At 67.0% G+C, this 20,572-nt stretch carries 21 protein-coding genes; 12 read left to right on the top strand and 9 right to left on the bottom strand.

Translation table 11 applies throughout. The features are described from left to right. Positions 1–36: 36 nt before the first annotated feature. From ACSC1W_RS07925 to ACSC1W_RS07905, 5 genes are all read right to left on the bottom strand, one after another. Positions 37–816, bottom strand: a complete 780-nt coding sequence (locus ACSC1W_RS07925) for a PGF-CTERM sorting domain-containing protein (RefSeq protein WP_435346406.1) — start codon at positions 814–816, stop codon at positions 37–39. A 63-nt stretch (positions 817–879) separates the two neighbouring features. Next, positions 880–1,461, bottom strand: a complete 582-nt coding sequence (locus ACSC1W_RS07920) for a metal-dependent hydrolase (RefSeq protein WP_435346404.1) — start codon at positions 1,459–1,461, stop codon at positions 880–882. A gap of 2 nt (positions 1,462–1,463) precedes the next feature. Continuing rightward, complete coding sequence (locus ACSC1W_RS07915) at positions 1,464–2,477, bottom strand: DUF1616 domain-containing protein (protein ID WP_435346402.1); 1,014 nt, start codon at positions 2,475–2,477, stop codon at positions 1,464–1,466. A gap of 254 nt (positions 2,478–2,731) precedes the next feature. Continuing rightward, entirely contained in the window at positions 2,732–4,090 is a 1,359-nt protein-coding gene (locus tag ACSC1W_RS07910; RefSeq protein ID WP_435346401.1) for an MBL fold metallo-hydrolase, read from the bottom strand. 60 nt (positions 4,091–4,150) lie between these two features. After that, the gene (locus ACSC1W_RS07905) at positions 4,151–5,869 is read right to left on the bottom strand and encodes a CARDB domain-containing protein (RefSeq protein WP_435346400.1); all 1,719 of its coding nucleotides are present in this window, start codon (positions 5,867–5,869) and stop codon (positions 4,151–4,153) included. Positions 5,870–6,054: 185 nt separating this feature from the next. On the opposite strand from ACSC1W_RS07905, the gene ACSC1W_RS07900 reads away from it, so the two are divergent. From ACSC1W_RS07900 to ACSC1W_RS07880, 5 genes are all read left to right on the top strand, one after another. After that, positions 6,055–7,008 carry a glycosyltransferase family 2 protein gene (locus ACSC1W_RS07900; protein ID WP_435346398.1) on the top strand — a complete coding sequence of 318 codons (954 nt, stop codon included), beginning with the start codon at positions 6,055–6,057 and terminating at the stop codon, positions 7,006–7,008. A gap of 169 nt (positions 7,009–7,177) precedes the next feature. Continuing rightward, positions 7,178–7,495 (top strand): HalOD1 output domain-containing protein, encoded by a 318-nt coding sequence (locus ACSC1W_RS07895; protein ID WP_435346397.1) that lies wholly within the window; start codon positions 7,178–7,180, stop codon positions 7,493–7,495. Between the two features lie 319 nt (positions 7,496–7,814). Further along, positions 7,815–8,435, top strand: a complete 621-nt coding sequence (locus ACSC1W_RS07890) for a DUF7344 domain-containing protein (RefSeq protein ID WP_435346395.1) — start codon at positions 7,815–7,817, stop codon at positions 8,433–8,435. A 279-nt stretch (positions 8,436–8,714) separates the two neighbouring features. Further along, positions 8,715–10,529 carry a glutamine--fructose-6-phosphate transaminase (isomerizing) gene (glmS, locus tag ACSC1W_RS07885; protein ID WP_435346393.1) on the top strand — a complete coding sequence of 605 codons (1,815 nt, stop codon included), beginning with the start codon at positions 8,715–8,717 and terminating at the stop codon, positions 10,527–10,529. Between the two features lie 150 nt (positions 10,530–10,679). Beyond that, a complete protein-coding gene (locus tag ACSC1W_RS07880) occupies positions 10,680–11,234 on the top strand; it encodes a DUF7344 domain-containing protein (protein ID WP_435346392.1) in 555 nt (184 codons plus the stop codon). A gap of 51 nt (positions 11,235–11,285) precedes the next feature. On the opposite strand, the gene ACSC1W_RS07875 is transcribed toward ACSC1W_RS07880, so the two are convergent. After that, on the bottom strand, positions 11,286–11,465 hold the full coding sequence (locus ACSC1W_RS07875) for a DUF7563 family protein (protein ID WP_435346390.1): 180 nt from the start codon (positions 11,463–11,465) through the stop codon (positions 11,286–11,288). A 61-nt stretch (positions 11,466–11,526) separates the two neighbouring features. On the opposite strand from ACSC1W_RS07875, the gene ACSC1W_RS07870 reads away from it, so the two are divergent. Continuing rightward, a complete protein-coding gene (locus ACSC1W_RS07870; RefSeq protein ID WP_435346389.1) occupies positions 11,527–11,805 on the top strand; it encodes an ArsR family transcriptional regulator in 279 nt (92 codons plus the stop codon). A 9-nt stretch (positions 11,806–11,814) separates the two neighbouring features. Here ACSC1W_RS07870 and ACSC1W_RS07865 read toward each other — a convergent pair whose 3' ends face one another. Next, positions 11,815–11,943 (bottom strand): hypothetical protein, encoded by a 129-nt coding sequence (locus ACSC1W_RS07865; RefSeq protein WP_435346388.1) that lies wholly within the window; start codon positions 11,941–11,943, stop codon positions 11,815–11,817. A gap of 215 nt (positions 11,944–12,158) precedes the next feature. Here ACSC1W_RS07865 and ACSC1W_RS07860 point away from each other — a divergent pair, with 215 nt between their 5' ends. The 4 genes from ACSC1W_RS07860 to ACSC1W_RS07845 are packed head-to-tail and all read left to right on the top strand — an operon-like array spanning position 12,159 to position 15,569. Next, positions 12,159–13,016 (top strand): DUF4129 domain-containing protein, encoded by an 858-nt coding sequence (locus tag ACSC1W_RS07860; protein ID WP_435346386.1) that lies wholly within the window; start codon positions 12,159–12,161, stop codon positions 13,014–13,016. Next, complete coding sequence (locus ACSC1W_RS07855) at positions 13,013–13,621, top strand: DUF7269 family protein (protein WP_435346385.1); 609 nt, start codon at positions 13,013–13,015, stop codon at positions 13,619–13,621. The genes ACSC1W_RS07860 and ACSC1W_RS07855 overlap by 4 nt, the downstream gene beginning before the upstream one ends. Beyond that, the gene (locus tag ACSC1W_RS07850; protein ID WP_435346383.1) at positions 13,618–14,877 is read left to right on the top strand and encodes a DUF58 domain-containing protein; all 1,260 of its coding nucleotides are present in this window, start codon (positions 13,618–13,620) and stop codon (positions 14,875–14,877) included. The genes ACSC1W_RS07855 and ACSC1W_RS07850 overlap by 4 nt, the downstream gene beginning before the upstream one ends. Then, positions 14,874–15,569 (top strand): DUF7519 family protein, encoded by a 696-nt coding sequence (locus ACSC1W_RS07845; protein WP_435346381.1) that lies wholly within the window; start codon positions 14,874–14,876, stop codon positions 15,567–15,569. Before ACSC1W_RS07850 ends, ACSC1W_RS07845 begins: the two co-directional genes overlap by 4 nt. 51 nt (positions 15,570–15,620) lie before the next feature. Here ACSC1W_RS07845 and ACSC1W_RS07840 read toward each other — a convergent pair whose 3' ends face one another. Next, positions 15,621–16,589: an AAA family ATPase gene (locus tag ACSC1W_RS07840; RefSeq protein WP_435346379.1), complete on the bottom strand. Its 969-nt coding sequence runs from the start codon at positions 16,587–16,589 to the stop codon at positions 15,621–15,623. Between the two features lie 183 nt (positions 16,590–16,772). On the opposite strand from ACSC1W_RS07840, the gene ACSC1W_RS07835 reads away from it, so the two are divergent. Both ACSC1W_RS07835 and ACSC1W_RS07830 read left to right on the top strand, forming a co-directional pair. Continuing rightward, a complete protein-coding gene (locus tag ACSC1W_RS07835; RefSeq protein ID WP_435346378.1) occupies positions 16,773–17,525 on the top strand; it encodes a TraB/GumN family protein in 753 nt (250 codons plus the stop codon). A gap of 324 nt (positions 17,526–17,849) precedes the next feature. Beyond that, positions 17,850–18,191, top strand: a complete 342-nt coding sequence (locus tag ACSC1W_RS07830) for a DUF7344 domain-containing protein (RefSeq protein WP_435346376.1) — start codon at positions 17,850–17,852, stop codon at positions 18,189–18,191. 55 nt (positions 18,192–18,246) lie between these two features. Here the strand turns inward: ACSC1W_RS07830 and ACSC1W_RS07825 are convergent, their stop codons facing one another. After that, positions 18,247–20,478: a CDC48 family AAA ATPase gene (locus ACSC1W_RS07825; protein WP_435346374.1), complete on the bottom strand. Its 2,232-nt coding sequence runs from the start codon at positions 20,476–20,478 to the stop codon at positions 18,247–18,249. Between the last annotated feature and the right edge of the window lie 94 nt (positions 20,479–20,572).

Raw genomic sequence — 20,572 nt, 5'->3', positions numbered from 1 at the left:
ACGAACCGACGGACGGGGACCGGGTCGGGTAGGTGGTCAGGCGCGCCGACGCACCGCGACCACCATCGTTGCGGCGATGGCGAGGACTGCGAGACCGACGCCGAAGCCGGGCTGTGAACCGGGTGTCGTCTGGTCGGTTCCGGCCGGTGCCGTGGTCGTCGCGGGCGGGTCAGTCGCGGTGGAACCGGCGGTCGTGGTGGACGTCTCGCTCGTCGTGGTGGACGTCGTCGTCGTGGTCGTGGTCTCTTCCTCCCCGACGGCGTACTGGACCGTTCCGGTCTCGACTGCCGTCGCCTCGTCGTACAGCGTCATCGTGACCGAGAGGTTGTCGGAGGAGACGATGGAGTTCGTCACCGGTTCGTAGGAGACCCAGACGCGTTCCCGGTCGTTCAGCGAGAAACTGGCGTTCTTGGTCATGACGATGCGCAACCGGCTTTCGGAGTTCGAGACGCTGACGGACTCGATGTCCGTCCCGTTCCAGGAGTGGCCGGTGTCGTCCCGCATCGTGATTCCCGACGCGGTCACGGCGCTGAGGTCGGTGGTCGGGTTCGAGTAGTCGATGACGACGACGTCGAACTCCGTCCCGGTCTCCGTCGCGTTGTCGAGGTCGTACGATAACGTGTGGTTCGTGACGGCCCCGGGACTCGTGTCACCGCGAGTCAGTTCGGCGTTCGACGCGACGGCGGTCGACGTGTCGTCGCTGTCGTCCACGCCGATGGCTGCACCCACGCCCGCGAGCACGAGCGTGGCGACGAGTGCGAGTGTTATCAGGGCGGCTCCACGGGTTCGCCATGGGAGGGTCAGTCTATCCAGCATGAACGACCGGAGTGTCTCGACTGCTCGGGCTTTGTTAGACCGCGACTGACGCCCGGTAGGGAGTTACTCCGCCCTCCGGGCCGGGCGGACTCGGGCGACGAGCCACCGCGGTCCGGGCAGGCCGTCGCGGAGCCAGACCGCGAGTGCCACGGTCAACAGCGCGAGTTCGGCCGCGAGGTAGAGCCGTCCGGCGGGACTCGAGAGGTACGCCAGGAACTCGCGGTGGAGTTCGAGGAGGTGAGGGACGGCGCTGTCGGGGACGCCCTCCTCGCCCCGGCGGACCGGCCAGAGCAGGAACCGCGTCTCGAACGAGTCCTCGCCGATTCCGGAGCTCAGCACGTCGAGGGGCAGGTGGCTCAGGTAGCCGACGGCGAAGGCGATGCCGACGTCGTCGCGCCCGGCACGTCGGGCGAGCGTCAGTACGGCCACGACTGCCGGGACTGCGAAGAGCAGCGAGTGCGCGAACGACCGACCGTCGGGCAGGACGTGCAGCCACCACGCCAGCGGTTTGTCGACCAGGTCCGGGAGCACCGCGGCGACCCCGACGGTGGCGGCGACCGCCCCCGATGGCGGTTCGCGCCGGAGCAGCCAGCACGTCGCCGAGACGAGCAGGTAGGCGACGGCGACGTGTTCCCACGGCCACACGGTCAGGGGTCCCCCACCAGGGGGATGGCCCGCGGGTCGTCGACGGCGGCTGGCTGCTGGTCGGAGACGGTGACCCAGAGGAAGAGGTGGCGGTACGCCTCGCTCGCCGTCGGGCTCTCGCCGGGGTCGCCCAGGAAGACGTAGTAGCTGATCCGGAGTTGCTCCCCGAGTGCGTCCGGGGTCACGGCGATGCGCTGGCGGACCGCTTCACCTGCGGGCACCTCGACGGTCATCCTGTCGAGTTGCGTCCGCTGGACGACCCTTGGGCCGTCGGACCCGTTCTGGACCCGTTCGAGTGCCACGATGACCGTGTACGTCTGTCGATGGCCCTCCTCGTTCTCCAGTGCGAGGGTCACCGGGACCTGTTCGTTCGGGCCGACCTCCTCGACGTAGCCGTCGGCGACGAGTTTGCCGTCCGGCCCCTCGGTCAACAGGGCGGCGTTGGTGTGGGGCGTCTCGGCCTGCGGGGCGGCGAACCCGCTCCCGACGGCACCGATAGCCAGGACGACGGACACCGCCAGCGCCACCTCGAGGAACGTCGCGGTGGCCGACCCTGCGGTGGACGGACGCTCCCTGCTCGTCCGGAGTCCGTCCCGGCGCTCCGCCGGATACCGGAGTCGGTTCGCGTAGGCGGCCACCGTCGCGAGCACCGTCCCGGTCACGATGAGTTCGAGGAACGGGACCGTCGAGAGACCGGCGGGGAACGCCGGCGAGACGGCCAGCGTGCCGAGGACGACGAGGCAGACGCTCGTCCCGAAGGCGAGCGCCACGCGTTCCAGTCGGTCGAGTGAGGCGATGCCGTCCCCGTCGTCGGTCCGGACCGGGAGCAACGCGGAGACGACGGCGTAGCCGGGCGCGAACAGTACGAGCGGGGCACCGAGCAGGACCCGTAGCGTCGGGAGGGCGTTCCCCAGGAGCGACAGGAGCACGTAGGCGACCACGGCGTACGCCCCGACGGCGGCGAGGTCGTACGACCGGCGCTCGACGGACCCGCCCCTCGTGACGGTCCCGCTCATCGGTCGGCGTCGCCGGGTCGGGCGACGTGCGTGACGAACGTCCTGCTGGCGAGTGCGGTGCTGTTCGAATCGAGGGCGACTCGGGTCACTAGCCACCTCGTAGGAGCACGTGGAGCATTGTAATAGTACACCTACCGTCGAGCCGTCGAGGGGTCGACCGGGCGCCCCGTCGGCGTATTCGGTCGCTTGACGGCGGCGTCGACTGGCCGTCTGGTGTGCGCCGACGACGAGCGGGAGACGACCGCCGACCGGTGCTACGCGTGGAAGTAGTTCATGCAGTAGTAGACCGGGCGCTCGTAGATGTCGGGTTCCTTGGCGAAGTGGACGTGGGACCCTATCTGAGCGTTGTTGTAGTGGGCGTACTGCGGACCGCGGAGTATCTTGTGGAGCAGGCGCGGGTCGATGCGCATCCGGACGTACTCGTCTATCTCCTCGCTCTGTGCCTGGGAGACGTACTCGATGCCCTCGCCGCGAAGCGAGATGGCCGCGACGGTGTCCTCGACGAGGTCGAGCAGTATCGTCGTGTCGCTCTCGAAGCCGATTCCCTGCCGCTTCTCCTCCATGTGGTCGTAGGCGACGGGGAGGAGTTCCTGGAGTTCCGACAGCGTCGGCATGTCGTCGCTGTGGAACGTGAACGAGCGGTCCGCGAGCACGTCGTCGATGTACTGCTGTTTGCGCTCGGGGTCGACCGGCGTGTACTCTGCAGATTGCCGCCCCTCGGTCAGGTCGAAGTACTCCTCGCTGTTGAGGAGGATGCACTCAGAGCCCTCGGGCACCCGCGGACTGGACCGGAAGTACTCCCGGGCCCCGGCCCGCGTCGCGACGCCGAGGTACTGGTTCAGGTCCGAGAGCGGTCCCGAGAGGGTGTAGCTGCCGGCGAACGGCATGAAGTAGTCGGGTTCGAACACCTGGACGAACGACTCGGCGTCCTGGAGCATCTCCTCTGCCACCTCGTCGGCCGCCTCCAGGCGCTCCTCGTGCGTGTAGTCCAGCATGCACTGCGGGTAGAAGTTCGCCGCCCCGTACTGCATCAACAGCATGTCGACCCCGCCGTACCGGTCGAGGACGCGCTGGGCGGCGGCGCTGGTCATCGGCCAGCGACAGTCGTTCGCGTTGACGAGGACCTCGTCGCCGTTGTCGAAGACGCCCATCGAGTCGATCTGGGTCGACCCCGCCGTCCCGCCGGAGACGTCGTCCATGAACCAGCCACAGCCGAAGTACTTCCCACAGACCTCCGGGTCGCAGTCGTCCGACGCGAGGACGTTGAGGTGGAGGTCGCCGCCGAGGTGCATCCGCTCGTCGTGGTCGAGTTCGACGACGTCGAACCCGAGCCGTTCGAGGTTGTTCGCCAGGAAGTCCCACTGGTAGTCGTGGATGATGACCGGGGTGTCCTTGTCCAGCCGGTCCAGCGTGTCGAGGTGGCAGTGGTCCGGGTGGATGTGCGAGACGTAGATGTAGTCCACGTCCGCGTAGTCCTCCGGTTCGAACGAGAGGGGCGGGTAGTGCGCCCAGGACCCGTAGAACGCACCGTCCTGGAGCCACGGGTCACAGAGGACACGCGTTCCGTCCTCCTCCACGACGACGCTAGACGATTTCAGGTGTCTGAGTTTCATACGCCGCCGTTCTGGTCCTCAAACCTTTGTTACGGAGATACTGTACGGGGTAACTGGCCGCTAGGGGCCGTCCCCGTCCCGGAGTATCACCGCGAGCAGCGCGACGACCGCCAGCGCGGCAGCCAGGGCCGAGAAACCAGGTATGGCACTCCCTTCCGGACCGTCGTCTCCGGGTGGCTCCGGGGTCACGTCGGCGTCGACGACGAACTCTGCCGACTCGTCGCCGACGCGCGCCGTGTAGTTGCCCGGTTCACTCACGGCGACGCTGAACTCGACGGTGCGCGTCTCGCCGGCGGGCACCTCCACGGACTTGCTCGACACGACCTCGTCGAACAGTTCCAGTCGGACGTCGAACTCGTCGCCGGCGTTGCCGACGTTCTCCACCTCGGCGGTGACCGTCACCGCCTCGTCGACGGCCACCCTGTCGTCACCGACGCTGACCTCGTCGACGCTGAGTTCGGGGTTCGCCTCCTCGACCTCGACCCGGGCGTCGGCGCTACCGGCCGACACCACGTACTCGCCCGCAGACGGGAACGTCGCGTCGACCGTCACGGTCCGCTCCGAGAGCGCGCCGACCGACACCTCCTTCGTGCCGACGACCTCGCCGTCCGCGACCAGTTCGACGACGTCGGTGCCGCCACCGCCACCGTCGTTGACGACCGAGACGCGAACGGGCGACGGTTCGCCGGCGACGGCGGTGGCGTCGTCGATACCGTCGACCGAGATGGCGGCCTCGTCGGTCTGTGCGACGCGGACCGTTCGGTTCGCGGGTTCGGACCGCCCGTCCGTCGCGAGGACGCTGACGCTGGCGTCGTACGTCCCGGCGGACGCGTAGCGGTACGTCGCACGCGGCGACTCGGTGACCCGGTCGACGGTGCCGTCGCCGTCGAAGTCCCAGCGGTACTCCAGGACTGACCCACTCGCCCCGGCGGTCGACTCGCCAGCACGGAAGCCGACGGACTGGTTGCGGGCGACGGTCGTCGCGTTCGCCTGCAGCGACGGCGCGGGTCGACCGGTGCACGACCCGCGCGAGAGGTAGACCGGTTGCGTCATGTTCAGGTCGACGGTCCCACCGGACCCGTCGACGACCCGCCAGTTCGTGATGCGGTGGTCGGGCGACCCCGACTCGTCCCACTCGCCCCACGCCGGGGCCTCCTCGTTGAACCGTGCGTCGATGGTCACCGGCCGGGTGGACCGGTGGAGTCCGGTGTAGGCCCCGCCGTCGGTGCGGTTCTCGGCCCATCGCCAGGTGACGGTGGTCGTCGTGGGTCCGACCTCCCACGTGTCGTCCCGGTCCGGGTACTCGTCGTCCTGGACCGCCCAGCTCCCGGTCGACGGGAGGTTCTCGAACGTGAAGGTCGTGGTGCTCCCGCCGGGCGCGTCCGAGCCGAGTTCCCCGGTGATGGAGACGAGGCTATCGCCGTCCGTGCCGCGGTACACGAACAGGGTGCTCACCTGGTTCTCCTGGTACTCCCGCATCCCGTACGCGCTGTACGTGTCCGCCTCGGGATTGCCCGTGATCGACGGGTACGGGTTCCGGTAGTCGTAGAACTCCTCGACCGACTGGGACCCCGTCACCGGCGCGACGTTCACGCAACGGTCCCCCTGCACGACGGAGTACTGCTCCGGCGGCGGTGCCTCGGCCGCACCCGCGGCCGTGACGCTTCCGAGTAGTACCGTTCCCACGACCGCGAGACTGAGAGCGACGACGACGAGCGTCGTGGCCCGGAGGGGTGGGCGACACAGACTGGACACCGAGTCGGCCGTCAGTTCGGGCATCGCGGCCCAGTTCCGTAGACCCAGTCTTTGTTATGGCCGGATTTCCCCCGCGACGTCGATTGCCACTATCCGAGGGCGGAGACACGGTGACGTGCTCTCACTCCTTCGGTTCGCAAGTAGCGTCTAACAATGGGTGGACGAACCGAGTACCCCATGAAGCGGACGCGTCCGCTATCTGCACCATCATGTACGAAGGACACACCATCGGGGTCGTCGTACCCGCGTACGACGAAGCTGGCTTCGTCAGAGACGTAATCGAGTCGGTACCGGCCTACGTCGACCGCGTGTACGCCGTCGACGACCGGTCGACCGACGACACGTTCGCGGAGATACAGGCGGCCGCCGAGACCTGGGCCGACCACGACGAGGGTCCGACGGTCGTTCCAATCCGCCATAGCGAGAACCGTGGGGTCGGCGGCGCCATCAAGACGGGCTATCAACGCGCGCGCGAAGACGAAGTCGAGGTGACCGTCGTGATGGCCGGCGACGGACAGATGGAGGTCGAGATATTCGAACGACTGCTCGTTCCCATCGTCGAGGGGGACGCCGACTACGTGAAGGCCAACCGCTTCATGTCCCCGGGCGAACTCGACGGCATGCCGGAACTCCGTCGCGTCGGCAACCGACTCCTCGAACTGCTCACCCGCGTCGCGAGCGGGTACTGGTCCGTCGGCGACCCCCAGAGCGGCTACACCGCGATATCGCTCCGGGCGCTGCGGGCGGTGGACATCGACGAGTTGTACGAGTTCTACGGCTACTGTAACGAACTGCTGGTCCGCATGAACGTGAACGACCTCCGCGTCGTCGACGTGCCCCGGCCGGTGACCTACGCGGACGAGGACAGTGGCATCAGACTCCAGAGCTACGTCCCCCGGGTGTCCGCGATGCTCCTGCGGAACTTCCTCTGGCGCCTGCGCGCCCGGTACGTCGACCGTGGCGTTCGGGACGTTCCAGCGCTGTACGGACTCGGGGTGGTCTCGGGACTCGCGGCCGTCGTCCGTCTCCTGGTCGCCCGTGGCCGCAGTTCGGACGCGCGACTGAACCCGCTGACCCTGTTCGCGGCCGCACTGGTCTCCCTGTTCGGCGCAGTACTGCTCGACAGGGCACGGAACGACCACCTAAACGACAGAGATTACTGATACGCATATTCAGGCGGCCGTCGATAGAATGCGATTGATTTATTAAGCAGGTACTCAAGCGTACTCAGAGTAGGGCGAACATTAGCAACGAGCAAGATAGTATCGTTCGTCGAATAATACAGCGGTTGGCTGTGGTGTGTGGTACGCGAAACCACCAAGGGTGGCCAAGATGTCAGAAAATAGCACTGAAATTGCAGGGACGGTCGATCAGCGCAACGAATACGTAACCGAATTCGACCCGGACGCGGCCGCGTCCGTCGCGACACAGACCGCGATGGCGGTCGCGGACGCGACGGGACGGGACGTGATGGATATCTCTCCACTCGGCAAGTGGGTCGATTGCGACGCGATCACGGAACTGTTCCGCTGCGACTGCGACACGCCGGTCTCGATATCGTTCTGTTACGAGCAGAGTCGCGTCTTCCTCTCGAGCGAGGGTCGAATCGTCGTCTCCCCCCGGGACGCGACCGGCCCGACAGCCGGGTGAGCGGTTCGAATCGGAGAATTGGCAGATAGCTTCGACCTGTTCGAATCCAGTCGTTATTCAATCGCCGTACTGCTCTCGATTCGGGGGCTAGCCCTGACAGCGCATGGGTAGATATTGTGAGATTAATTTTATAACAGTCGATATCATCTAGGGGTATGCCACGTACAAAACGTGAAACGCATAGACTAAGGGAGAGAGTCCACCGATGGGAGAGGTTTCGCGTGAGGAACCGTCGGTGCGCGTTCGTTCCAGTGGTAGTCGAACCATTAACACAAGCCGCCAACCAACAAATGAAATCCGCAAACGCTGGAGACCACAGATGAGCACACACGGCGATGCTATCTCAGGAGAGAAGGGAGAATCGTTGCCCGACGACTCCGAGGGGGAGGACGTCGCACAGACACAGGAAGAATCCGGGGCCGAACAGACCGAAGACGAACCGGAGTCAGAGACGTTGCCGCTCGACATCGTCTTCGAGATAATCCGGAACGAGCGACGACGCCTCGTCCTGCAGTACCTGGACGAGATCGACGAGGACGAGGTGACGCTGAGCGACCTGGCCGAACACATCGCGGCCATCGAGAACGACACGACGGTGCAGTCGCTGAGCGCTCAGCAGCGCAAGCGCGTATACGTCGGTCTCTACCAGTGTCACCTGCCGAAGATGGCAGACTCGGGCATCGTGGATTTCAACAAGAACCGCGGAATCATCAGACCGGGTGCGAACATCGACCAGCTAGAGCCGTACCTCGACATCGAGACGGAAGAGGAGAGTCCGATGGGGTACATCGCACTCGCGTCGATTGCGGTCGTCACCTACGCACTCGCCGCGTTCGGCGGGTTCGCGGGCCAGCTCGCGGGCGGGTTCATCATTTTCTCGATGCTGGTCCTGTTCGTCCTCGTCGGGATGCGACAGGTGCGGGACAGTCGCGCCGATTGAGCCGTTTCGATAGCGTTCGTCGCCCCCGTACGACCCCGACCAGCGACGGTACAGAACTGCTACCTCATCTAGCAGGTACCTGTGGGCGTCCAACTGACGCATAACTAAGCAGATACTCCCGGACCCTTCGGTATCGTCACTTCCCGTCGGTAGCGCGGGAAGCGAGGGTACACCCATGACCACGATACCGTCTACTCCCGATCACGAGCGCATCGACCGGTCCGACGTCGCCTGGTCGGACGAACCACAGACAGAGCGCCGAGACCACGGAGTGGACTGATGTGTGGGATCGTCGGTCGATTCGGCGACGGCGACGTCGTCGATAGCCTCGTCACCGGACTGACGAACCTCGAGTACAGGGGCTACGACTCGGCGGGCATCGCCGTCCTGGACGACGACCTCTCCGTCGTGAAGCAGGCGGGGGAGATATCCGAGCTCGAGGCCGCCGTCGCCGAGACGCGCCCGAGCGGGTCGGTCGGTATCGGACACACGCGATGGAGCACCCACGGTCCGCCGACGGACGAGAACGCGCACCCGCACGTCGACTGCGAGGGTTCCATCGCCGTCGTCCACAACGGCATCATCGAGAACCACGAAGCCCTGCGAAACGAACTGGAGGCGCAGGGACACGAGTTCACTAGCGACACCGACACGGAGGTCATCCCCCACCTCGTCGAGCAGGCGCTGGACGAGGGGGCCGACCACGAGACCGCGTTCAGGCGAACGGTCGCCCGACTGGAGGGGAGTTTCGCCGTCGTCGTCCTCTGTCGGGACGAGGAGCGTCTCTACGCCACGCGACAGGGGTCGCCACTTGTCCTCGGCGTCGACGGGTCCGAGTACTTCCTCGCGAGCGACATCCCGGCCTTCCTCGAGGAGACGCGGGACGTGGTGTACATCGAGGACGAGGACGTCGTGACCGTCTCGGATGACGGCTTCGAGGTGACGGACCTCGACGGCGACCCGGTCGACCCCGACAGGGAGACGGTCGACTGGAACCCGGAGGCCGCCACGAAGAAGGGTTACGACCACTTCATGCTGAAGGAGATCCACGAACAGCCCCACGCCGTCGGACAGAGCGTCCGGGGGCGCATCGGCGGTGACTTCACGGACGTCCAGCTCGCCGAGTTCGAACCCGGGACGTTCTCGGACGTGCGCAACGTGCAGTTCGTCGCCGCGGGGACGTCGTTCCACGCCTCGCTGTACGCCCGGCAGTTCCTCTTCGACCGTGGAATCCCCACCCACGTCTACAGCGCGGGCGAGTACGCGACCAACCCGCCGCCCATCGACGACGACACCCTCGTCGTCGGCGTCACCCAGAGCGGCGAGACGGCCGACACGCTCGCGTCGCTTCGACACGCGCAGGCCGTCGGGGCGAGGACGCTCACGGTGACCAACGTCGTGGGGTCGACCGCCGCACGCGAGTTCGACGACGCGCTCTTCATCCGGGCCGGCCCCGAGATCGGGGTCGCCGCGACGAAGACGTTCTCCTCGCAGGTCGTGACGCTGGCGCTGTTCGTGGAGCGCCTCGTGAAGGACCGTACCGGGTCGTACAGCGACGACGCCCCGGCGTTGCTCTCGAACCTGAGTTCGTTGCCCAGCCACATCGAGACGGTCCTCCACGACGGCTCCGTGGGCCACGTCATGCAACGGTACCGTGGCGAGGACGCGTACTTCTTCATCGGGCGGGCGGAAGGCTACCCGGTCGCCCTGGAGGGTGCGCTGAAGTTCAAGGAGATAACCTACGAGCACGCCGAGGGGTTCGCCGCCGGCGAACTCAAGCACGGTCCGCTGGCACTCGTCGGACCGAACACGCCGGTGTTCGCCGTGTTCACCGGACGGAACGTCGAGAAGATGCTCGCTAACGTCCAGGAGGTCAAGGCCAGGGGCGCGCCGGTCATCGGCATCACCCACCCGGACCACGAGGCGGTGACGAGCGTCGTCGACGACGTGTTGCCGATTCCGAAGACCGTGCCGGCGCTCCGTGGGGTCCTCGCGAACGTCCAGTTGCAACTCGTCTCGTACGACGTCGCCGACGCACTCGGCCGGGACATCGACAAGCCACGTAACCTCGCCAAGAGCGTCACCGTGGAGTGAGACAGTGAGATACCAGACACAGAACCCGAACGCGGGCACTCACGGCGAGTACGGCCACCATACACTCGCTAACCGCTCCGTAACTAAGGACGGAAACGTCGTACCAGTGTCTATCCAAAGACAGATGATGGAGCGGTGAATCTACAACCGATGTCAGAATCCGAGGGTGAGGAACTGTCTCAGGACGTCGTGTTCGACATCCTGAGCAACTCACGTCGCAGGTTCATCCTGTCGCACCTTCAGCAACAGGACGAGCCCGTCGGCCTCATGGAGCTGGCGAACCGAATCGCGGCCTGGGAGAACGACACGACCGTGGACCAACTAACCGACAAGCAGAGCAAGCGGGTCTACGTCTCGGTGTACCAGACGCACGTCCCCAAGCTCGAGTCGACGGGTCTCATCGACTACGACCCGGACACCGGACTGATACGGCTCTCCGAACAGGCGAAGGAGATAGACCGATACATGCCCAACGACGACACGACGGAGACGCCGTGGCACCGGTACTACATCGGCCTCGCCATCGCCGCAGCCGGCTTCTACGCGCTGGTGGCGCTGAACGTTCCCGTGTTCGGGGCGATATCGACGACAATCGCCGGCCTCGTCATCGTCGGTGCGTTCGCCGGCCTCTCCGTCGCACACTACATCCAAAGCAGTAGAAACCACCAGAACCTGGACGAGATTCCAGTGGAGAACGAAGGATGAAGGTACCCACAACCGAACCTGGAGACGGCATCGAGTACCGGCGACCGACCGCTACCTGCCGGCGTTACTACCGAGTCCGCTCATCAGTTCGCTCACGGTCGAGCACTCCGAGCACCGGTGGAGAGTGCCGTCGTTGTCCCCGAACACGCGGACGAAACTCGACGAGAGGTGGGCACCGCAGTTCTCACACGTTCCGGCGTCGGACGACTCGCGCAGGCGTACACGTTCCATGGTACACACGTCCACTCGGGGGAGGCCTGCTTTGTTATACGAACGCTAGGAGGTGGGGACAGTGAGCGACGAGTGGAACGCCATCGGGTTCGTCATCAGTTCCAGCTACCGCGTCACCGTCCTCCGGCGGCTCAACGAGGGACCGGCGACGCCCTCACAGATCGCGAACGACGAGGACATCGCGATAACCCACGTCTCCCGTGCGCTGAACGAACTGGGCGACCGCGACCTCGTCGAGTTGCTCGTCCCGGAGAACCGACGCAAGGGACGAGTGTACGGTATCACAGAAACAGGGGAACACATCTGGAACCAGATGGAGACCCAGAACCTCGTCGAGTGAGGTGCAGGCCTACTCGCGACGGATGTCGTCGTCGGTCTCGTCTTCGGGGACGAGTTGTTCCGGCTGGCGCTCGTATGCCGGCGTGTTCGCGAATTTCTCGATTCGGTCCCAGTCGTCGTCTGACAGTCGTCGAGACATATCCTTCCAATCCCCACTTACCCCATTAGTAATATTCTACGTACGCCCGACCCCGATTCGGGCAGACAGGAACTACGAATCCGCCCGGACGCCATAGCGACTCGTTTCGCCGTACTCGCTGTTCGAAACGGTGTCCTACCGGACCTATGCGCCCTATATTTATGCGGATTACCGCCCGACGGTCGAGACGACCGACATCAACAGCAGAGATACACATGGACTACGAGAGCGCACTGAGCGTCGGACTGGCGGTCTGTCTCCTGTTCGCGCTCGGCGCGAGTGCGAACGCACTGGAGAGTGCCATCGAGACCGAACCCGACGACGTCATCGACATCGACTACGCGTCGCTCCCACTCAGCCAGGACGAGACAGGCGAACTGAAGGACGCGGTGACGGGCGACCCGGCGGCCGAGGACACCCGGAGCGCATCCGCGAGTGACGAGGGCGACCCGTCTGGCGAGGTCCCCGACCCCGGGGGCGACGACGAGCAATCCGCCGACTCCATGGACAGCGACGACGACGACGCTGGCGGAGACGGGGAAAGCGACGACCAGGGCGGTGCGTCGGCCGAGCAGGCGTCCGGCCCCGCCCAGCAACAGACCGCCGGTTCCGGGGGCGAGGGGCCGAGCGAGGAGGAGCAGTCGCTCCTGGAGAGACTGCTCGCGCTGCTCCAGCAGTTGCTCCCGTTGATACTCCTGCTGGCGACGCTAGCCGTTCTCTACCTGCTTCGCCACCGCATCCTCGAGGCGTTCCGGGACCGGTTCGGTGAGCGGGCGGACGGACCGGCCGACCCGCCGGTCACGTACGTGGCCGAGCCGGACGACGAGGTGAGCGAGGCCTGGTACGAGATGGTCAGCGCACTGAACCTCGACCAGGACGTCTCGAAGACGCCGCGCGAGTGTGCCCGCGCCGCAGCAGACGCGGGGGTGAACCCGACCGTCGCACGGTCGCTCACCGACCTGTACGAGCAGGTCCGGTACGCGGGCGAACCTATCACCGACGAACGCATCCAGCTGGCGGAGGAGAACCTGCACCAGTTCCGCAGGCAGTACGGGGGTGCGTCGCTGCGATGACGTCACGCCCGAATCCGCGTCGACTCCTCCTCGGGTTGTTCGGCCTGGCCGTCGTCACGGTCGTGGTCGCCAGGGTGGGACTCGTCTCGACCCTCCCCGTCGACGCGGCGGTCGACGTCCTCGGGAACGACTACCTGCTCGTGGTCGCGTTCGCCGCCGGTGCCCTGCTGCTCGCCGCCCTGGCCATGCTCTCGGGCCGACCCGGGAGCCAGGTCGAGGCGACGACGCCGGACCCGGAGCGCGCCGTCTCGCTCCCCGTCCCCGGCGACGAGTTCGACGCGGCGATGAGCAGTCGCCTCGCACTGGTCCCGCTCGTCGGCAGTTCCGACAGGGGGTTCGTCCGTCAGCGACTCCGTCGCGCCGCCGTCTTCTGGGTGATGCGGTCGGACAACTGCACCCGGGCCGAGGCCGACCAGCGCGTCGCCACGGGCGACTGGACGGACGACAGGGACGCCGCGCTGTTCCTCGCCGACGACGTCGGGACCGGGGCGCGTCTCTGGGCCGTGTTTCGGTCGTGGGTCCGCCTGCGACCGTGGACGCAACTCGGCGCGAGACGGACGGCGACCGTGCTCGTCGAGTCGGCCAACGGCGGTGAGACCCGGTGAGCGAGTTCCACGAGACCAACCGGTGGCGGGGGGTGCTGGCGTTCTCACTCCTCGCCGTCGTCGTCGCGCTCGGGGCGAAGCGACCGTCGTTGCTCGTTCTCGCCGCCATCGGCGTCGTCTTCAGCGTCTATCCGTCGCTGAGCCCGACGTGGCGACCGGAACTCGTCGTCTCCCGGTCGCTCAGCGACCCGTCGCCGAAGAACGGCGAGCGCGTCACGGTCGAGACGACGGTCCAGAACGTCGGCGACAGACCGATACTCGACCTGCGGTTCGTCGACGGGGTCCCGCCCGCGCTCTCGGTCGTCGGCGACTCCCCGCGACGAGGCGCAGTCCTCCGGCCGGGGGGCGAGTTCACGTACACGTACGAGATCGAGGCCAAGCGTGGGAAGCACCACTTCCAGCCCGCGACTGCCGTGGTCCGGGACGTGAGCGGGGGGCACGAACTGGAGACGACCGTCGTCGGCGAGACGGAGATCGACTGCACCGCCGACCTCGACTCGTCGCCGCTTCGACCCCAGACGCTCGACTACGTCGGTCGCGTGCTCTCGGACCAGGTCGGCCGGGGCATCGAGTTCGACCGCACCCGCGAGTACAAACACGGCGACGAGAAGAGCCGCATCGACTGGAAGCGCTTCGCCCGCACGAACGAACTGACGACCATCGAGTTCCGTACCGAGCGCTCGGTCAACGTCATCGTCCTGGTCGACGCCCGGTCGAGCGCGTACCACTCGACGGCCGACGACGTCCACGCCGTCGGCCTCTGCGTCTCCGCGGCCGAGCAACTGCTCGTGCAACTGCTGGGCGACCGGAACCAGGCGGGCGTCGCCGCCTTCGGTCGCGAACTGTGCTGGGTGGCGCCGAACAACGGGCGCGACCACCTCGTCCGCACCCAGCAGACGCTCGCGACGCACCCGGCGTTCCACCCGGTCCCACCTGCGAACGACGAAGACGCGGACCACCAGTTCGTGACGCTCCGGGAACGCCTCCCCGACGCGGCCCAGATAATCCTGCTCTCGCCGCTGTGTGACGACTGGATCGTCACCGCCGCACGGCGACTCGACGCCTACGGCTACCCGGTGAGCATCGTGAGTCCGGACGTCGTCGAGTCGGACACGCTGGGCCGACGACTCGCGTCCATCGAGCGGTCGAACCGGATCACGTCGCTGCGCGCGGGAGACATCCCCATCGTCGAGTGGGACCCCGACGTACCGCTCGGGCGGTCCGTCGAGGCGACTCAGACGAGGTGGCTCTCGTGACGGACCCGGTCGTCGTCTCGAAGCGACCGTCGGTGGTCAGTAGCGTCCTCGCCGTCCTCGTCGCGGCCTACGCCATCTCCGTCGTCGGGAGCGAACTCGTCGTTCGACGGGGACTCCTCCTCGTCGTCGGGGGCCTGGTCGTGGTGGGCGGTGGCGCCGCACTCGTCAGACGCGGCTGGTGGGTGCTCGGCTGGGTCGTCGCACTCGGTGGACTCGCCGTCGCCGTCGCCGGTATCGCACTCCCGGCGGCCAGACTCGCTCGTGCCCCGGCGCTCGTCGACATCCTGCCCGGGTTCGTCGGCGTGCTGCTCCTCGGGTTGGCGCTGGTCCCCGTCCGGGGCCAGGGGTCGCGCTGGCTCTTCCGGTTCGGCGTCGGCCTCGTGTTCGTCGGCGTCCTCACGAGCGCCGTCGTCCAGGAGACCACCCCGGCGGACCAGTTGTTCGCCGGGACGCTCTGCGTCGTCGCGTGGGACCTCGGCGAGAACGCCATCTCCGTCGGGAGACAGCTCGGCCGACACGCGAAGACGTGGAGCGTGGAACTGACGCACTTCGCCGGGACCGCCGTGGTCGCGTTCCTCGCCGTCAGGGTCAGCAACGTCGCAGCTGGACTCGAGACGCCCGACGCCTCGCTCACGACGTTCGTCGTGCTGATCGTTGGCGTGCTCTTGCTCACGGCCGCCTTGCACGACTGAGACGGCGGTCTCGCCGGCGTCGTCTCGGAGAATCGACGTCGAAACGGTCGGTCAGCGCTGTGCCGCCCGGTTCACCGTCGGGACGCCGACCGACTCGAACACGTCCCCGATGACGTCCGACTTCTTGACGTTGTCGACCATCGCGTCGGGCGTCAGCATGATGCGGTGCGAGAGCAGCGCCGGTCCGAGGTCCTTCACGTCGTCCGGAATCACGTAGTCCCGGCCGTCGAGGACGGCGTACGCGCGGACCGCCTCGAACAGTCGCTGACAGCCTCGCGGCGACACGCCCACCTCGACCCGGCTGTCGGCCCGCGTCTCGTGGACGACGTCGACGATGTACTCCTTGAGGTCCGGGTCGACGCGCACCTCCTCGGGCACGTCCTGCAACTGCGGCACCTGTTCGGGCGAGACGACGCAGCCGACCTCCGGGAGGGGCGTGCGGCGGGACTCCCGCCGGTTCAGGAGTTCGAGTTCGCCCGCCCTGTCGGGGTACCCGAGGCTCAGCTTCACCAGGAAGCGGTCCTTCTGGGCCTCCGGGAGCGAGAACGTCCCCTGTCCCTGTTCGACTGGATTCTGGGTGGCGATGACGAAGAACGGGTTCGGCAGGTCGTGGGTCTCGCCGTCGACGGTGACCTGCTTCTCGTCCATCGCCTCCAGCAGGGCCGCCTGCGTCTTCGGCGACGCCCGGTTGATCTCGTCGGCCAGCACCACGTTGGCGAAGATGGGACCCTCGCTGAACTGGAACTCGCGGGTCTGTTCGTTGAACACCGACGTGCCGGTCACGTCCGAGGGGAGGAGGTCCGGCGTGAACTGGACGCGGTTGAACGACAGTCCGAGCGCGTTCGCGAAACTGCGAGCGGTCAGCGTCTTGCCGGTCCCGGGGACGTCCTCCAGCAGGACGTGCCCGCGGGCGAACAGCCCCGTCAGCGTGGTCCGGAGCATCCTTCGGTCGGCGATGACTGCGGACGTCACCTCGTCGAGCACTTGCTCGCCGGTGTCGTGGGCTTCACGAATCTCCATACCAGTCCGTCACCGACCACGGGTTTTAGTATGCGATTCGTACACCGCCAGCACGAGACCGGTCGCACCGGCCGTTCGACGGTCGCCGAGTGAACGGCTAGCACGGTTCGACAGCGATATACGTAGCCGGTGTCTACTGGTGGTAACGACTGTTTAACGGGTGCCTAACCCGGCGCGTTACCCATGAACGAAGACGACATGACCGAAACTCTCCCCACGACCGAGGACGACCCGCGATTCGACGAGCGGTGGTTCCGGAGCGTTCCCGAGACACGAGAACGTGGCTCGCTCCTGCTCGTCGGCGTGGTCCACGACCACCCGTCGAGCGTCCACCGCGCCGCAGAGACGGTGGCGGCCATCGACCCGGACGTCGTCGCCCTGGAACTGCCCCAGCTCGCGATGCCCCTGTTCGAACGCCACGCGAGCAGAGCCGACTTCCCACCCCGGTACGGCGGCGAGATGACCGCCGCGATACAGGGGAGCGACGACGCTCGCGTCGTCGGCATCGACGCCCCGAACCGACGGTTCATCCGCGAACTGACGGCGTACGTCGGGGAGGAACGACCGGGCCGGGAGACGCTCGCTGGCGTCGTCTCGGGAGCGACGCCGATCCTCAGACACGCCCTCAGGTACCGCATCGCGTCCGTCATCGACGCCCGGACCCACCTCAGACTCGTCCCGGACAGGTCGGCGTCGTTCGACGTGACCCACGAGAGTTCGGCCGCCGACCAGGCCGAAGACGAACGACGGCAACTCTCGCGCAGTCGGACGCTGCTCTCGGCCGTCGAACTCCCGCAGTCGGTCGGCGACCTCGACCGGCTCAGGGAGTCGACGATGGCCAGGCGGATCGAGGGCCTCCGGGAGGAAGGCGACGTCGTCGCCGTCGTCGGGTTCGACCACCTCGACCCCCTGCACGACCGTCTCGACGCCACCTGACGCCGGCCCGGACGGACGCCCCAGCGGTCCGTTTCTCCGAGATTCGATTCCATCAGCACAGCGAGCGTCCGACGGGCACGCCGACCAGTGCGAGCGACCGCGACCCGACCCGGACCGGTCGTGCGCCGACGTTGAACAGTAGATAACCTAATACTACCGGGGGACGTGACCCGGTTGCGCCCGGTCGGTCCGGACGAACGGTAACTGCAGATTTCTCGCTCCGGCCGTCTGCTCTCATCGGCAGGGCGCGACGGCGGAGCAGGACGCCGAATCGAAGCAACCGCTTAACCATACCATAGGACGACGTTTTCTTCGACGTCAGGTATGGCAGACCAATCACAGATGGAGGAAGCGCTGGCGCTCCTCGCCGACCAGCGTCGGCGTGCGGTCATCAGGACGGTCGTCGACCGGGCGGACCCCGTCACGCTCGACTCGCTCGCCGAGACGCTGGCCGAGGAAGAGCCCGCGCTCGTCTCCGACGAGGACGCGTTACGGATCGACCTTCACCACACGCACCTCCCACGGCTCGACGGTGCGGAGTGGCTGCAGTACGACCCAGAGACGCGACGCGTCGAACCGGCGAGCGACGTCGAATCGCTGGCCGGGTCGCTCGAGGACGCGGCTCGAGAGATAGACGAACTGTCGACGAGACTGACGGGGAAGTAGTCGCTCACCGACCTGCCCGGTGTCGACGCCAGTCTCGCGACCGGAACGACCAGGGTCACTCGAAGCCGCGGCCGTCGTCCTGGTCCGATTCCCCCTCCGACGAGTCGAACCGCCGTCCGCGTTCGGCGTGACGACGACACGTCTCCGCCGAGACGCTCGGTGAGACGGTCTCCAGCGCCTCCTCGAAGTGCGCCTCGGTGACGACGAGTTCCTCGGCCGACCCGCCGTGGCCGTCGGACCCGGAGTCGAGGAACTCCCGCGTGGCGAGCGTCGCGGCCTCCCGGCAGATGGCTGCCACGTCGGCACCGACGTAACCTTCGGTCTGACTCGCGAGCGCGTCGAAGTCTACGGCCGGTCCGACCGGCGAGTTCGCGCTGTGGACGGCGAATATCTCGCGACGGGCGCTCCGGTCCGGTGCCGGGACGTGTATCTGCCGGTCGAGTCGCCCCGGCCGCATCAGCGCGTCGTCGACGATGTCCGGCCGGTTGGTCGTGGCGACCACCAGCACGTCCTCCAGCGGTTCGACGCCGTCGAGTTCGGTCAACAGTTGTCCGACCATGCGCTCGCCGACGCCCGACCCCTGGTCGTGTCCGCGCTCGGACGCGATGGCGTCGATCTCGTCGAAGAGGACGATGGCAGGGGCGTTCTCCCGGGCGCGTTCGAACAGTTCGCGGACGCGCTGTTCGGACTCGCCGACCCACTTCGAGAGCAACTCGGGTCCCTTGATGGAGATGAGGTTGCAGTCGGACTCGGAGGCGGCCGCCCGGGCGAGCATCGTCTTCCCCGTCCCGGGCGGACCGTACAGCATGACGCCCATCGCGGTGTCGATGCCGGCCCTGTCCAGGACCGACGGGTGCGACAGGGGCCACTCGACGGCCTCGCGCAGGTCGCGCTTGACCTCCTGCAGACCGCCGACGTCGTCCCAGGAGACGTCCGGCACCTCGACGTACAGTTGCCTGAGGGCCGACGGTTCGGCCGCCTGGAACGCGGCCGCCAGGTCGCCGTCGGTCACCTCCAGCGACGTGGTCCTGCCTTCTCCGACCGCCCCGCCGTCCGAGGAGTAGCCCTCGGCGCGTTCGAGCGCGTGCATCGCGCCTTCCCGCATGAACGAGGCGAGGTCGGCGCCGACGAACCCGTGGGTCCGGTCGGCGTAGTCCGCCAGGTCCACGTCCGGGCCGAGTGGCATCTCCCGGCCGTGGATGCGGAGGATGTCGAGGCGAGCGTCCCGACCGGGGACCGGAATCTCGACCTCCCGGTCGAAGCGGCCGCCACGCCTGAGCGCCGGGTCGATGGCCTCGGGCCGGTTCGTCGCCGCGAGGACGACCACGTCGCCCGACGACTCGATGCCGTCCATCAGGGTGAGCAACTGGGCGACGACGCGTCGTTCCACGTCGCCGCTCGCGTCCGAGCGTTCCGGTGCGATGGCGTCGAGTTCGTCGATGAAGATGACCGCCGGCTGGTTCTCCTCGGCGTGTTCGAACACCTCGCGGAGGCGTTCCTCGCTCTCGCCGTAGTACCGGGACATGACCTCGGGGCCGGACAGCGAGACGAACGTCACGCCCGTCTCGGCCGCGACGGCGCGTGCGAGCAGCGTCTTCCCGGTCCCCGGCGGGCCGTGCAACAGGACCCCCGTGGGCGGGTCGACGCCGAGTTCGTCGAACGGCGACGGGTCGCGCAGGGGGAGTTCGACGAGTTCCCTGACCCGGGCCAGTTCGTCGTCGAGTCCACCGACGTCCCCGTACGTCGTCCGGTCCGAGCGTTCGTCGTCCGATTCCATCTCGTCCTCGTCCTGGTACGTTCGCATTTTCATCGTCGTCGAGTCCGTAACCGATACCGGGCCGTTCGGCTTCGTGCCGGCGATTCGGACCGGAATCCTGTCGTCACCCGCGTCTCCGTCGGTCGGCGTCGCGACCGTGTCCCCGGCCCCGACGACGCACCCGACGAGGTGGTCCCGGATGGTGCGGCCGAGTTCCTCGGTCAGGTCGTATCGGTCTGGAACGCCGACGAGAAGCGCTTCGGCGTCGTCGATGTCTGTCGGTTCGATCTCTACCAAGTCGTTCACCTCGGCGCCAAGCTGTCTCCGGTGGTCGTCATCGAGTCTGATGACGCGTGACCCCTCGTCGTCCGCGTACGCGGGCCAGACTCGCGGTCGGACGGAGCCGTCCGGTCCCTTCACCTCGACGTGCTCACCGCTCAAGAGCCCGAGCTGGGACATGGCCGCGAGGTCCACTGCTGCCAACCCCCGGCGGACGTTCTCTTCCCGCAGTGGTTTCACTGTGAGCTGCATGTGTGCCGTCTTCCGCCAGTCTCCGTACCGCTGACTGGTCCTGACGGGAAACGTGTCGTCCGGTCTGGGTATAGTTACTCCCCGGTTAGCCGGA

The organism is Haloarchaeobius marinus (genome assembly GCF_051207415.1).
Lineage (GTDB): Archaea > Halobacteriota > Halobacteria > Halobacteriales > Natrialbaceae > Haloarchaeobius.
The sequence above is the reverse complement of the archived record's forward strand: the minus strand, read 5'-3'. Positions and strand labels throughout refer to the sequence as shown.

Coding starts and splice junctions, on each gene's coding strand:
- ACSC1W_RS07860 (WP_435346386.1), top strand. CDS start 12,159: ATGGACTACGAGAGCGCACTGAGCGTCGGACTGGCGGTCTGTCTCCTG.
- ACSC1W_RS07905 (WP_435346400.1), bottom strand. CDS start 5,869: ATGCCCGAACTGACGGCCGACTCGGTGTCCAGTCTGTGTCGCCCACCC.
- ACSC1W_RS07895 (WP_435346397.1), top strand. CDS start 7,178: ATGTCAGAAAATAGCACTGAAATTGCAGGGACGGTCGATCAGCGCAAC.
- ACSC1W_RS07830 (WP_435346376.1), top strand. CDS start 17,850: ATGGCAGACCAATCACAGATGGAGGAAGCGCTGGCGCTCCTCGCCGAC.
- ACSC1W_RS07825 (WP_435346374.1), bottom strand. CDS start 20,478: ATGCAGCTCACAGTGAAACCACTGCGGGAAGAGAACGTCCGCCGGGGG.
- ACSC1W_RS07875 (WP_435346390.1), bottom strand. CDS start 11,465: ATGGAACGTGTACGCCTGCGCGAGTCGTCCGACGCCGGAACGTGTGAG.
- ACSC1W_RS07925 (WP_435346406.1), bottom strand. CDS start 816: ATGCTGGATAGACTGACCCTCCCATGGCGAACCCGTGGAGCCGCCCTG.
- ACSC1W_RS07835 (WP_435346378.1), top strand. CDS start 16,773: ATGAACGAAGACGACATGACCGAAACTCTCCCCACGACCGAGGACGAC.
- glmS (WP_435346393.1), top strand. CDS start 8,715: ATGTGTGGGATCGTCGGTCGATTCGGCGACGGCGACGTCGTCGATAGC.
- ACSC1W_RS07865 (WP_435346388.1), bottom strand. CDS start 11,943: ATGTCTCGACGACTGTCAGACGACGACTGGGACCGAATCGAGAAATTC.
- ACSC1W_RS07915 (WP_435346402.1), bottom strand. CDS start 2,477: ATGAGCGGGACCGTCACGAGGGGCGGGTCCGTCGAGCGCCGGTCGTAC.
- ACSC1W_RS07890 (WP_435346395.1), top strand. CDS start 7,815: ATGAGCACACACGGCGATGCTATCTCAGGAGAGAAGGGAGAATCGTTG.
- ACSC1W_RS07910 (WP_435346401.1), bottom strand. CDS start 4,090: ATGAAACTCAGACACCTGAAATCGTCTAGCGTCGTCGTGGAGGAGGAC.
- ACSC1W_RS07855 (WP_435346385.1), top strand. CDS start 13,013: ATGACGTCACGCCCGAATCCGCGTCGACTCCTCCTCGGGTTGTTCGGC.
- ACSC1W_RS07880 (WP_435346392.1), top strand. CDS start 10,680: ATGTCAGAATCCGAGGGTGAGGAACTGTCTCAGGACGTCGTGTTCGAC.
- ACSC1W_RS07840 (WP_435346379.1), bottom strand. CDS start 16,589: ATGGAGATTCGTGAAGCCCACGACACCGGCGAGCAAGTGCTCGACGAG.
- ACSC1W_RS07900 (WP_435346398.1), top strand. CDS start 6,055: ATGTACGAAGGACACACCATCGGGGTCGTCGTACCCGCGTACGACGAA.